This window comes from Asticcacaulis sp., assembly GCF_035497195.1.
GTDB lineage: Bacteria > Pseudomonadota > Alphaproteobacteria > Caulobacterales > Caulobacteraceae > Asticcacaulis.
In genome coordinates, this window is sequence record NZ_DATJDZ010000014.1 from 461,384 (window position 1) to 474,463 (window position 13,080).

9 protein-coding genes and 1 tRNA gene are annotated in these 13,080 nt (G+C 61.8%); 4 read left to right on the forward strand and 6 right to left on the reverse strand.

Translation table 11 applies throughout. The annotated features are described in order from the left end of the window. Window positions 1-106: 106 nt before the first annotated feature. The 4 genes from VL130_RS06255 to VL130_RS06270 form a co-directional block, all read right to left on the reverse strand. Window positions 107-180, reverse strand: a tRNA-Gly gene (locus tag VL130_RS06255). 277 nt (window positions 181-457) lie between these two features. Then, on the reverse strand, window positions 458-1,852 hold the full coding sequence (locus VL130_RS06260) for an efflux transporter outer membrane subunit (protein WP_325361879.1): 1,395 nt from the start codon (window positions 1,850-1,852) through the stop codon (window positions 458-460). Between the two features lie 10 nt (window positions 1,853-1,862). Continuing rightward, the gene (locus tag VL130_RS06265; RefSeq protein ID WP_325361880.1) at window positions 1,863-5,072 is read right to left on the reverse strand and encodes a multidrug efflux RND transporter permease subunit; all 3,210 of its coding nucleotides are present in this window, start codon (window positions 5,070-5,072) and stop codon (window positions 1,863-1,865) included. A 187-nt stretch (window positions 5,073-5,259) separates the two neighbouring features. After that, entirely contained in the window at window positions 5,260-6,447 is a 1,188-nt protein-coding gene (locus VL130_RS06270; protein WP_325361881.1) for an efflux RND transporter periplasmic adaptor subunit, read from the reverse strand. A 309-nt stretch (window positions 6,448-6,756) separates the two neighbouring features. Between VL130_RS06270 and VL130_RS06275 the strand changes: the two genes are divergently transcribed. Continuing rightward, window positions 6,757-7,446, forward strand: a complete 690-nt coding sequence (locus VL130_RS06275) for a TetR/AcrR family transcriptional regulator (protein WP_325361882.1) — start codon at window positions 6,757-6,759, stop codon at window positions 7,444-7,446. A 37-nt stretch (window positions 7,447-7,483) separates the two neighbouring features. On the opposite strand, the gene VL130_RS06280 is transcribed toward VL130_RS06275, so the two are convergent. Next, window positions 7,484-8,164 carry a Fe2+-dependent dioxygenase gene (locus VL130_RS06280; RefSeq protein WP_325361883.1) on the reverse strand — a complete coding sequence of 227 codons (681 nt, stop codon included), beginning with the start codon at window positions 8,162-8,164 and terminating at the stop codon, window positions 7,484-7,486. Window positions 8,165-8,242: 78 nt separating this feature from the next. Continuing rightward, entirely contained in the window at window positions 8,243-10,507 is a 2,265-nt protein-coding gene (locus VL130_RS06285; RefSeq protein ID WP_325361884.1) for a catecholate siderophore receptor Fiu, read from the reverse strand. A gap of 232 nt (window positions 10,508-10,739) precedes the next feature. Here VL130_RS06285 and VL130_RS06290 point away from each other — a divergent pair, with 232 nt between their 5' ends. Genes VL130_RS06290 through VL130_RS06300 form a run of 3 tightly spaced genes read left to right on the forward strand, consistent with a single transcriptional unit; the run spans window position 10,740 to window position 13,040 of the window. Further along, window positions 10,740-10,979, forward strand: coding sequence for a FeoA family protein (locus VL130_RS06290; RefSeq protein WP_325361885.1), 240 nt, complete (start codon window positions 10,740-10,742; stop codon window positions 10,977-10,979). Between the two features lies 1 nt (window position 10,980). Beyond that, window positions 10,981-12,810: a ferrous iron transporter B gene (gene feoB / locus VL130_RS06295; RefSeq protein ID WP_325361886.1), complete on the forward strand. Its 1,830-nt coding sequence runs from the start codon at window positions 10,981-10,983 to the stop codon at window positions 12,808-12,810. Then, window positions 12,807-13,040 (forward strand): DUF6587 family protein, encoded by a 234-nt coding sequence (locus tag VL130_RS06300; protein ID WP_325361887.1) that lies wholly within the window; start codon window positions 12,807-12,809, stop codon window positions 13,038-13,040. The genes feoB and VL130_RS06300 overlap by 4 nt, the downstream gene beginning before the upstream one ends. The last annotated feature ends 40 nt before the right edge of the window (window positions 13,041-13,080 follow it).

The window sequence follows — 13,080 nt, forward strand, 5'->3', positions numbered from 1 at the left end:
TTCTTAGTGAACTACTCTGCCACAGACTCACCTCAGGAGCGTAGTTTGAGTCAATTACACGCAACTGGAGTCAAGTTGCATGCAACCTCACATATAAAAATAGGCTTGGAGCGGGTGAAGGGAATCGAACCCTCGTTGTCAGCTTGGGAAGCTGCTGCTCTGCCATTGAGCTACACCCGCATCTATCAGGAAATGTTACGTTTTCCAAAAAGAAACGTCGGCAAACCTCGTTAGCTTACACTTGAGTTTACATCAGTGTCCGCTAAGCGTTTCCCCAATGCCACGACAATAGCGTGTTGGTCAATGGCCGACACGAACAGGTGGTCGGTAGCAGACTGGATCGCCAATTGAATCATATATCCTTGAAGGCCGGAAAAGAATCCGTAGATGTCATCCACTCACGAAGAAGTCCGGCGAGGGGACCACACCGGACTTCGTTTTCAGGTTTGCAGAGAAGTCAGCTTGTCCAGCCACCACCCAGCGCGCGGATCAGGCCGACCGTGGACTGATATTGCGCCGCGCGGACCTTAAGCGCCTGACGCCGGATGGTCAGCAATTGCCGCTGGGCATCGAGGACCTCAAGCTGAGACGATGAGCCGTTGGTATAGCGCGACTGCGACATGGCAAGCGCTCGGCTGGCGGCGGAAACCGCCTGATCCTGCGCCGTCTGCTGCTGCTTCAGGTAGGTCAGGTCTGAAAGCTGGTCCTCAACATCGGAGAGGGCCGTAAGCGTGCTCTGCTGGTAATCGGCGAAGGCGGCGTTGAGGCCGCCCTTGGTGTAGTCGATGCCGGCATTGCGGCGGCCGCCGTCGAAGATAGCCTGCGCCAGTATGCCGGTCAGCGACCAGTTTTTCGCCGTGTCCTCGAACAGATTGCCGAGATCGCCGGACGCATAACCGCCGGAAGCGGTCAGGCTAAGGGTCGGGAACCACGCCGCCCTGGCGATGCCGACACGCTTTTGCGCCGCCAGAAGCGAGGCATAGGAGGCGGTGACATCGGGGCGGCGTTGCAGCACGTCAGCGGGGATGCCGGCAGGTATCACCGGCACAGCGCCGGCCCACGGCTCGCTCGACCAGGCGACGGTGGCGATATCGAAGTCGCTGGCCGGTTCGCCGAGCAGGACGGCCAGGGCGTGGGCGACCTGCGCGCGCTGTTGGTCGAGCGCCGAGGCTTGCGCTTCGGTCGAAGCGACCTCGGCCTGCATCCGCGCCACGTCGATTTCGGCGACATCGCCTTCTTCGAAGCGACGGGTGGTGACATCTAGGCTGCCGCGATAGGCGACGAGCGTATCGCGGACAATAGCGCGGTCTTCATCCAATGCCCGGAGCGCGAAATAGCTTTCGGCGACGCGCGACTGGATCAGGAGTTGCGTATCCTTCAGCAGGGCCTGGCTGGCTTCAGCATCGAGACGGGCGGCCGAAGCGGCTTTTGACAATCGGCCCGAAAGATCGACCTCATAGCTGAGATCGACGCCGAGACCGTGACCCGTGGCCGGCTTTTGCGAGCCGGGATTGAGCGTGGCGATATTGGCGCCGTGAACCGCTTGGTAACCGACGCCGGCCTGCGGCCAGAGGTCAGCCTTTGACGAACGGATCAGGGACTGCGCCTGCTCAAGATGCGCCGAGGCGAGCTTGATGGTGTTGTTCTTTTGCATGGCGCGTGCGGTCAGGTCATTGAGCACGTCGTCATTGAACACCAGCCACCAGGCGGTGCCTTGAACGGGCGCCGGTGTAGCCTCGGCTGTCTTACCGGCGAAGGCAGCCGGGGTCTCGAAGGCGGCTTTTTCCAGCGGGGCGGTGGCGCAGCCGGTCAGGAGGAGAGCGGCCAGGGTTAAGGTAGCGAAACGGGGCATTTTAGCCTCTCTAGTCGATATATTGAACATGCGGAGCCTCCTCTTCGGGTTCGCCTTCGCCCTCAAGCGTTGAGGTGTGCGATTTCAGCGGACGATTGCCGGAAAGGGCGCGCAGCAGGATGTAGAAGAAGGGCGTCATGAACAGGCCGATGGCGGTGGCGCCGATCATGCCGCCGAAGACGGCCAGGCCCATGGCGCGGCGCATTTCGGAGCCGGCGCCCTGGGAAATCACCAAGGGCAGGACGCCCATGATGAAGGCGATCGAGGTCATCAGGATCGGGCGCAGACGCAGGCGGCTGGCGCGGATGGCGGCCTCCAGCGGACTAAGCCCCGTCAGTTCGAGTTCGCGGGCGAATTCGACGATCAGGATGGCGTTTTTCGCCGACAGCCCCACCAGGACGAACAGGCCGATCTGGGTGAAGATGTTGTTGTCGCCGTGGGAGAGCCACACCCCGATCATGGCCGACATCAGCCCCATCGGCACGATCAGGATGATCGACAGCGGCAGGACGACGCTTTCATACTGGGCGGCGAGCACGAGGAAGACGAGCAGGATGACCAGGCCGAAGACGAGGTTGGACGAGTCACCGGCCAGGATCTGTTGGTAGGTCAGTTCGGTCCATTCGTAGTCGATGCCGGCGGGCAGGGTCTCGGCGGCGATGCGCTTGATGGCGTCCTGGGCCTGGCCGGACGAATAGCCGGGGGCCGGACCGCCGGAGATGTCGGCGGACAGGTAGCCATTATAGCGGCTGGCATTGACCGGACCGGAGACCGGATCGACCTTCAGCACGGCGGCCAGCGGCACCATTTCGCCGGTTTTCGAGCGGACCTTCAGCTTGCCGATGTCTTCGGCCTGGGCGCGGTAGGGCGCGTCAGCCTGGACCCGGACGCTGTAGGTGCGGCCGAAGCGGTTGAAGTCGTTGACATATTGCGAGCCGAGGTAGATCTGCATGGTCGAGAAGATATCGCTGACCGAGACGCCCAACTGGCGGGCGCGGGTGCGGTCGATATCGGCGTAGAGCTGCGGCGTGTTGATGTTATAGCCGGAGAAGACGCCCGCCAGTTCCTTGGTTTGCGATGCCTTGGCGATGAAAGCCTTGGTGGCTTCGTCAAGCTTCTGGTAGCCGAGGCCTGCGCGGTCTTCGAGTTGCAGCTTGAAGCCGCCGGTGGTGCCGAGGCCGAGGAGGGGCGGCGGCGGGAACATGACGGCGTAGCCTTCCTGGATGCCGCCGAGCTTGGCGTTCAGGGCGCCGGCGATGGCGCCGGCGGAAAGGGCCGCGCCCTTGCGTTCCTTGAAGGATTTCAGCGGCATGAAGACGACGGCTTCATTGGAGGCGATGGTGAAGCCGTTGATCGACAGGCCGGGGAAGGCCAGGGCGTGATCGACGCCGGGGGTGGCGGCGGCGATGGCCGAGACCTTGCGGGCCACGGCTTCGGTGCGATCAAGCGTGGCGCCATCGGGCAGCTTGACCATGCCGACGAGATAGGCCTTGTCCTGCTGCGGGATGAAGCCGCCGGGAACGATCTGGAACATGACGAAGGCGAGCGCCGCCAGACCGGCATAGAGGCCGAGCATCAGGCCCTTGCGGCCGGCAATCTTGCCGACGCTGCGGCCATAGGATTCCGAGGACTTCTTGAAGGTGCGGTTGAAGGCGCCGAAGAAGCCGCCCAGCCAGCGATCCATGAAGCGGGTCACGCCGTCCTTGGGGGCATTGTGGCCTTTCAGGAGCAGGGCGGCGAGGGCCGGGGAAAGCGTCAGCGAGTTGATGGCCGAGATGACGGTCGAGATGGCGATGGTCAGCGAGAACTGGCGATAGAACTGGCCGGAGAGGCCGGTGATGAAGGCCAGTGGCACGAAGACGGCGACCAGAACGAGCGCGATGGCGATGATCGGGCCGGAGACTTCGCGCATCGCCTGGTAGGTGGCGTCACGCGGCGACTTGCCGGCTTCGATATTACGCTCGACGTTTTCGACGACGACGATGGCGTCATCGACCACGATCCCGATGGCGAGCACGAGGCCGAACAGGGTGAGGGCGTTGATGGTGAAGCCGAAAAGGTGCATCACGGCGAAGGTGCCGATGACCGAAACCGGCACGGCCAGCAACGGGATCAGCGAGGCGCGCCAGGTTTGCAGGAACAGGATGACGACGATGACGACGAGGATGATGGCTTCCAGCAGGGTGTGGATGACCGAGTCGATCGATTCATGGACGTATTCCGAGGTGTCGTAGGCGATCTCGTAGGAGACGCCTTCCGGCATGGCCTTTTTCAGTTCGTCCATGGTGTCGTGGACGTCTTTCGAGAGTTGCAGCGAGTTAGCGCCGGCGGTTTCAAAGATGGGGATGCCGACGGCGTTCTTGTTATCGAGCAGCGAACGCAGGGCGTAGTCGGCCGCGCCCATCTCAATACGGGCGATATCACCGAGGCGCGTGACGGCGCCGTCAGCGCCGGTTTTGACGATGATGTTGCGGAAATCTTCTTCGGTCGAGAGGCGGCCTTGTGCGTTGACCGACAGTTGCAGGGTCAGGTCGGGGATGCCGGGGGAACCGCCGATGACGCCGGCCGCGGCCTGGACGTTTTCCGAGCGGATGGCGTCGGCGACGTCAGATGGGGAAAGGCCGCGTTCGGCGACCTTTTGCGGATCGAGCCAGACGCGCATGGCGTATTCGCCGCCGCCGAACATCTGGATCGGCCCGACGCCCTTGATGGCTTGCAGGCGATCCTTGACGTGCAGCAGGGCGTAGTTGCGCAGGTAGTTGACGTCATAGCGGCCGTTGGGCGAGGTCAGGTGGACGACCAGCGGCAGCGAGGATTGACTTTTCTGCGTGGTGATGCCGAGGGCGCGGACATCCGCCGGCAGACGGGCTTCGGCCTGCGACACGCGGTTTTGCACCATCTGTTGCGCCAGGTCGGCATTGGTGCCGAGCTTGAAGGTGACGGTCAGGGTCATCTGACCGTCGGCGGTGGCCTGCGAGGACATGTAGAGCATGTTCTCGACGCCGTTGACCGCCTCTTCGATAGGCGAGGCGACGGTAGCGGCGATGACGGCCGGCGAGGCGCCGGGATACATGGCGTGGACCACGACCTGCGGCGGCACGACTTCCGGATATTCGGAGACAGGCAGGACACGCAAGCTGAGCAGGCCTGCCACGAGGAACAGCAGGGACAGCACGCCGGCGAAGATCGGCCTGTCGATAAAGAATTTGGAGAGGTTCATGTGTGGCCCCTTTGTTGGGCGAAATTTGAAGCAAGACACCCCACCACCATTCCGAAGGCGGAATGGTCCCCCTCCCCGACAAGCGGGGAGGAACAAAAGATTGGTGAATTCTGTACCTCCCCACTTGTCGGGGAGGGGGGCCGCGCCTCACTTGAGGCGTGGTGGCGGGGTGTCTTGCTGACTAAACTTAGGCTTCCGGCTTGGCTTTCGCGTCCATCGCGGCGACGGTTTCGGAAACCACCGAGCCGGGGCCGACATGCTGGATGCCGCTGACGATGATGCGTTCGCCATCCTTGAGGCCGGAGGTGACGATGCGCAGGCCATTGGCCGTGCCGCCGAGCGTCACTTCACGATAGGCGACCTTGTGATCGGCGCCCACCACATAGACGAAGCGCTTGCTCTGGTCGGTGCCGACCGCCAGCTCCGAAACCAGCAGGGCCGGCTTTTCCTGCGCCGCGCCCATATGGACACGGACGAACTGGCCGGGGATCAGCTTGCCTTCGGTATTCTGGAAGACAGCGCGGGCGCGCAAGGTGCCGCTGGTGCCGTCGAACTGGTTGTCGATCAGTTGCAGGTGGCCGTCAATCGGTTCCCCGCCATCGGCTTCGACGGTTACGGGAATGGTTTCCAGCGAGGTCGAGCCCAGATCGGCGATGGTGGTGTGGATGACTTCTTCGTCGGCGTCGAAACTGGCATAGATCGGGCTGACCGAAACGAGCGTGGTCAGTACGGAGGCCTGCGGACCGGAACCGACCAGATTGCCGACGGTCACCTCAATGCGGCCAACACGGCCGGAAACCGGCGCGCGGACCTGCGTATAGCTGAGATTGAGGTTGGCATATTGCGCCGAAGCGCGCGCGGCATCGAGATTGGCCTGGGCCGCCTTCAGGTCATTGGTGCGGCTTTCCAGTTCCGACTGGGCGATGGCGTGATCGGCCCACAAACGCTGGGCGCGGGCCTGTTCGGAGGTGGCGAGCGTCAGGCGGGCGTTGGCGGCGGAAACCTCGGCCTGGGCCTTGGCGGCTTCGGCCTGGAAGGGCGCGGGGTCGATGGTGACCAGCAGGTCGCCGGCCTTGACCAGAGCGCCTTCGCGGAAGTGGATGGCCTTAATGGCGCCAGCGACGCGCGGGCGAATCTCGACGCGATCGACCGCTTCGAGGTGGCCGGAGAAGTCGGTCCACTGGGCGACGTTTTGCGTAGAGACGACAGAGACGGTGACCGGAGTCGGGGCGGCGGCGGCCGGCTGGTTGGCAGCCTGAGTCGAGAGGGCGGTGCCGATACCGGCGGCGGCTAAAACGGTCAGCGACACGGCGCCGGCGACGAGGAACTTGCGGTAGCGGTCAAGCTTGATGGAGGAGAGAACGGGGTCGAACATAGCGGAGATCCTTTGGGGAGAAAGGAATGGGGAGGGGGGAACGCGTACAGTGGGCCTAAAATCGGGATTGCGCTTCTGCGGCGCTGACCTAATTTAATGCGGCGTCGCATTTAAATAACCCTGCCCTGTCATTTTGTAAACATATTTTTATGCGACATCGCAAATAAATATGTTAATGTGCCTTCAAGCGCTTATCGCCTTCTTGTTTTGGGGCTTTGCGCGACAGGGAAAAAATGCTTAGTCTGTCGGCGTGCCAGAAAGTGGCAACTGCCAAAAACAGGCAAAGCTTTTGGTTAGGAGTTGCGTGTCTTGGATGATCTGAAGACTTTTGAGCTGCCTGATGTCACCTGCGGCGGCCAGGGAACCGATGTCGAGGCCTGCGCCTGTGAAACGCCGCGCAAACGCGGCCGCCCGCGCGCCTTCGATCCGGATGTCGTGCTGGAAACCGTGCTCGAACTGTTCTGGATGCGCGGTTTCGCCAATACTTCGCTCGATGATATTTCCGCCGCCACCGGCGTCAGCCGTCCCTCACTCGCCGCGACCTTCGGCGACAAGGAAGCGCTCTATCTCAAGGCGATGGAGCGCTATCGCAACGGCATCAGCGGTCAACTCGACACGGTGCTGCAATGCAATGGCCCGGGCGACAATCTGCGCGGCATCGTCAATCGCTATTTCGACGTGATGATTTCGTCCTATACCGGCGAGACGGAAGACTGTCTCGGTTGCGCCTTCATGTGTACGGCGCTCAATGAAGCCCCGCGCCATGAATCGATCATGAGCGTTTTGCAGGGCACGATCGAGGAATTCGACGCCCGTTTCGAGCACTTCTTTACCAAGGCGCAGGAGATGGGACACATCGGTTCCAACCAGGACCCGAAGGTGATGTCGCAGATGATCACCTCGCTGACCTCCAGTCTGGCCGTGCGCGCCCGCGCCGGCGCCAGCCGCGAGGATTTGAAGGCGATCGTAGACGCGACAACGAGCTTTTTGTTTCCATAACTCTCCTCTCCATTTGAGAAATGGGGAGAAGAGGTTGTTACGCTTCCGCCCACTGGCGCATAAGGTTGTGATAGTGCGCAGTCAGGCTCAGCACCTCAGGCGTATCGCCCAGTTGCGCACGCAGCTTGCGGATATTCATATCCAGATCGAACAACAGTTGCCGCTGAGTGCCGTCGCGCACCAGGCTTTGCAGCCAGAAAAACGAACACACCCTTGCGCCGCGCGTCACCGGCGTCACCTGATGCAGGCTGGTTGACGGGTAAAGGATCAGGTCGCCGGCCGGCAGCTTGACCTCATGCGCGCCGTAGGTATCGACCACCTCCAGTTCGCCGCCATCGTATTCATCCGGATCGCACAGGAAAAGCGTGCAGGACAGATCGGTGCGCAGCCAGCCATCTTCGCCGGGCACCCGGCGCATTGAGCCATCGACATGCAGGCCGTAGGTTTCCCCGTCTTCATAACGGTTGAACAGGGGCGGCACGATGCGTTTCGGCAGGGCGGCGGCGAAAAACAGGTCGCTGGCGTTCACGGCGTCGAGCACGATCTGGCCGAGTTCGCGGCTGAAGGCGCTGTACTCCGGCAGTTGCCGGTTGTTCTTCACACGGGCGCCCTGCTCGCCAACCGTGGCGCGGCCGTCCAGCCAATCTGCCTTATCGAGGGCCGCGCGCATCTGGCGGACATGTTGGGCGGTCAGGACGTGGGGGACATGCAGCATCATATCTAGCCTCGTATCATAGGGGAAGCCCCGGCGTATGTTCGCCAGGGCCTCACAGGTCTTATTACAATTGCCGCCGTCTTAGAAACTGACGTTCGCCGTGAGGCGGAAGGTCTGCGGCGTGCCCGGCGTATAGCGATAGCCGGACTTGTTGATCGCCGCCACATAGGTTGTGTCGAGCAGATTATAGGCGTTGAGCTGAAGCTGGACCCGCTGCGTGAGCTGGTACGTCGCCACGCCGTCGAAGACGACATAGGACTTGACGAAGGCAGGCGTGCCGACGGCGCCGTCTTTGCCGCGCTTCATTTCGCCGTTATAGCGCGCGCCGCCACCAATGGTGAAGCGCTTGCTGGGCGCGTAGGTCGTCCACAGCGTGAAGGCGTCCGTCGGGCTGTAGGCGAGATCGGCCGAGCCATCGGCGGTCACGAGGGCCTGGTTCTTCACCTTGGTGTCCATGATCGTGTAACCGGCGCTGATATTCCAGTGCGGATTGATCTGGCCGACGACGCCCAGTTCGATGCCCGATGTGCTTTTTTCGCCGGTACGGTAGAAGGTGCCGTCGGTATCGGTGGCGATGGCGTCGGAAAAACGGGTGGTGTAAAACGCGCCGGTCAGCGACAGGCGTTTGTGCAGCAAGTCCCATTTGGCGCCGATTTCCGATGTCTCGGCTTTTTGCGGATCAACGTTCGGGTTGTTGGCATTGGCCGAGTCGCCGGCGGCCAGGGTGAAGTTCGAGCCGCCCGGCGGTTGCTGGGTGATGGCGTAGGACGCATAGACGCTGCCATTGGCGGCGGGTTTGTACACCACGCCGAACTTGCCGGTCACCAGATCGTCCTCGGCTTCATAGCGGGTGGGTGTGCCATCGACCGCCATGCTGGTATATTCGGTCTTGTAGTGATCCAGGCGCAGGCCGGCGCTGACCTGCCAGGCTTCGCTGAACCGGATGGTGTCATTGACATAGAGGCCGATCGTATCGGTTTTGCCGTCGGTATAGGCGCCGCTATGCTTGCGCGTATAGCCGCCGACATTGGCGTCAGGATTGTAAACGCTGACGGCCGGATAGGCGCCGGCGGCGGTGCTGTCGAAGGACAGGTTTTCCTGTTCTTCGCTGATCAGCTCCAGGCCGCTGCTCAGACTGTGCTCCAGACCGCCCGTGGTGAAACGTGCCTGCACATTGGTCTGGTTGGTCAACATGGTGTTGGTGGCGTCCTTGTTGTTGACCAGGCGCGTCAGGGTCCAGGTCGAAGGATCGGCGGGATTGGGCGTCAGCAGGGGGCGCGTGCTGGTTGCCGCCTGTCCCATGATCGCGCTGAGCTGATAGTCCTGGCTGGTCTGGCTCCAGCGCGTTGTGTTGCTTAGATGCAGGCCGTTATTGAAATCATGCTCGACCATGAACGTGAGCACGTCGGTCTGGATGTCGTCAAAATCATCCTTTGTGCCGTAAAAGTTTTTCGGATTGACCGGCGCGGCATCGTTAAGGAAGTCGCGGTAACCGGGCTTGTTGATATCGTCCGGCGAGGAATAGCCGGGCAGACCGATGGTAAAAACGCCGCCATCGGGCGTGTTATCCTGATCGACGTGCATGACATCGAGGAAATAGCGTGTGTTCGTGCCGAGTCCGAAGCCGAGCGATGCGGCGGCGCCCCAGCGTTTGTTCCTGATCTCATCGCGGCCGGCGACGCCGGCGTCCTGGGCCATCAGGTTCAGGCGCAGGGCGGCGGTTTCAGCCAGCTTCCAGTTCAGGTCTGCCGTGGCGCGGCTGAAGTCACCGCCGCCGGCAGATACAGAGCCGTTATAGAAGTCATGCGGAGCGGCGTGCTTGCTGTAGAGGTTGATGGCGCCGGTGGCCGAGCCGCGGCCGACATCGGTGCCGGCAGCGCCTTTGAGCACTTCGACGGATTCGATATTGAAGACATCGCGCGATACCGAGGCGACATCGCGCACCCCATCAACAAAGATGCTGCCTGAGGCGTCCGCGCCACGCATATAAACGGCGTCGCCGGTCGAGGTATTGCCGTTTTCGCCGAGATAGAAGGTGCCGACGCCCGCCGAGTTGCGCAGGGCTTCGGTCAGGGTGGTGGCGCCCTGTTCCCTGATGATTTCCTTGCCGATCATCTGAATGGTTTGCGGTGTGTCGATCAGGTCGGCCGTCGCCTTCTTGCTGGCGGACGTGTCTGTCTTGTAGGGCGCGCGGCGGTCGCCCTTGACCAGAACATGGGTGGAGCCATCGGCGGCCGCATCGGCCATAGCTGTTACGGGAAGAGCCAGGGCGGTGGCGGCCAAGGTCACATTCAGGGCGAGTGCGTATGGATTTACCGTATGCTTACGGCTGCGGATGGAGGACATTAGTTCTTCTCTCAGATTAGGCCGGGGAGGCGGCTGTCCGTAGCTTGTTATTGCGAACCATTCTTAATTGCAAGCTGAATTTTGCGAATAATTTGCATTATCGCCTCAATCTCGTCCGAATCCTATATCAGGTGGAAGGGGCAAATTGCCGCAGGTTTTGCGATTCATACGCAATGTCTTGACCTGTCCCGGTCATAAATGATAATCATTCTCATCGTAAGAGTGAGAGACTATGAAACTGACCGAACTGCCCGCCTTTGCCTCCGCCCTCGTGACCGGCGTGGTCGATATCCATGATGGAGATCTGATCAGCAACCGCCTGCGTGAACTGGGGTTTGTCGATGGCGAGCCGGTCAAGGTGGTCGGTCGCGGACCCATTGGCGCCGACCCGCTGCTGATCCAGATCGGCTTTACGCGCTTTGCCTTGCGCCGCTCGGAAGCCGCGCGCGTCACTGTGGAGCGGGCGGCGTAAAATGGACAGCATGACCATCGCGCTTGTCGGCAACCCGAACTGCGGGAAGACGGCGCTTTTCAACCAGCTTACCGGCGCCCGGCAAAAGGTCGCCAACTATGCCGGCGTCACCGTCGAGCGCAAGGAAGGTTTCTTCCATGCGCCGTCGGGCCGCAAGGTGCAGGTGCTGGATCTGCCCGGTACCTACAGCCTCGACGCCATGGGGCCGGACGAGATCATCACGCGCGACATCTGCCTCGGCCGCCGACCGGGCGAAACCATGCCGGACCTGATCGTCTGCGTGGCCGACGCCACCAATCTGCGCCTGCATCTGCGCTTCGTGCTGGAGGTCAAGCGTCTCGGCCGGCCGATGATCCTGGCGCTCAATATGATGGACGCCGCCCGCAAGCGCGGCATCACCATCGATACGGCGAAGCTGGAAGCAGAACTCGGCGTCAGGGTCATCGAGACTATCGCTGTGAAAGCCAACGGCACCGCCGCGCTGGTGGCGCACCTCGATGCCAATGTGGCGCCGCATGTGCCGGAGATCAAGGAAACCGGTGACCTGCATAAGGACGTCCGCCGTATCCTCGACGCCTCGGTGATGATGCCGCAGCGCACGTCTCTGATCGACGACCGGCTCGACGGCATCCTGCTCAATCCGTTCCTCGGCATCCCGATCCTGATCGTCATCATGTTCGTGGTTTTCCAGGCGGTTTTCACCTGGGCGACGCCGGCTATGGACTTCATCGAGGCCAGCATGGCATGGCTGGGCGGCTTCGTCACCGAAACCCTGCCCGACGGCCTGCTGAAAAGCTTCATCGCCGACGCCCTGATCGGCGGTCTGGGGTCGGTCATCGTCTTCCTGCCGCAGATCATCATCCTGTTCTTCTTTATCCTGATCCTCGAAGAATCCGGCTATCTGCCGCGCGCCGCCTTCCTGCTCGATAACCTGATGTCCAAGGCCGGCCTGACTGGGCGGTCCTTCATTCCGCTGTTGTCCAGCCATGCCTGCGCCATTCCCGGCATTATGGCCACGCGGAGTATCCATGATGTCCGCGACCGCATCACCACCATCCTGATCGCGCCGCTGATGACCTGCTCGGCGCGCATCCCGGTCTATACCCTGCTGATCGCCGCCTTCGTGCCGGAGCAGCAGGTGTGGGGCTTTATCAGCTTCCGCGGCCTGATCCTGTTCGGCATGTATATCATCGGCATCATCGGTGGGTTGACGGTCTCGCTGGTCATGTCCCTGTTCCGGCGTGACAAGAGCGAGCATCCGCTGATCATGGAGCTGCCGTCCTATCGTCTGCCGCACGCCAGGAACCTGCTGATCGGCCTCGGCGAACGCGCCATGATCTTCATGCGCCGCATCACCGGCATCATCTTCACCGTCAATACCCTGTTGTGGGTGACGACCACCTTCCCCGGCAAGCCGGTCGGCGCTACGGGGCCAGCGATCGACTATTCGCTGGCCGGCATGATCGGTCACTGGATCGAACCGGTGTTTTCGGCGGTGGGGTTCAACTGGCAGATCTGTGTGGCGCTGATCCCCGGCTTGGCCGCGCGCGAAGTCGCCGTCTCGGCGCTGGGCACGGTCTATGCGGTGTCCGGCAGCGATGACGCCGTGGCGTCTCAGCTCGGTTCGCTGATCTCGTCGCAATGGTCGCTGGCCACGGCGCTGTCGCTGATGGCGTGGTATGTCTTCGCGCCGCAGTGTTTGTCCACCCTGGCGGTCATCAAACGCGAAACCAATTCGTGGAAAATGGTCGGCATCACGGCGGGGTATCTGTTTACGCTCGCTTATATTTTCGCGTTCCTGACCTATCAGATTACGAAGGCTTTGACATGATGTACGCTGTTTTACAGGCCGTGATCATAACGGCGATTGTGGCTTTCTGCGCCGTGCAGATGGTGCGCAAACTGATGCCCGACCTCAGCCATCATCTTCAGATGAAGGGCGCCAGGGTGCTTGATCGTGCCGGGCTGCCGGTCCTTGCCCGGAAGCTGCAACCGGTCGAAACGCCCGCCAGTGGTTGCGGCACGTGCAGGGGCTGCGCGCTGTCGGAATTGAAGCGGTAACATCTTCTCCTCCCCTGCGAAGCGGGGGAGGAGAAGTGAA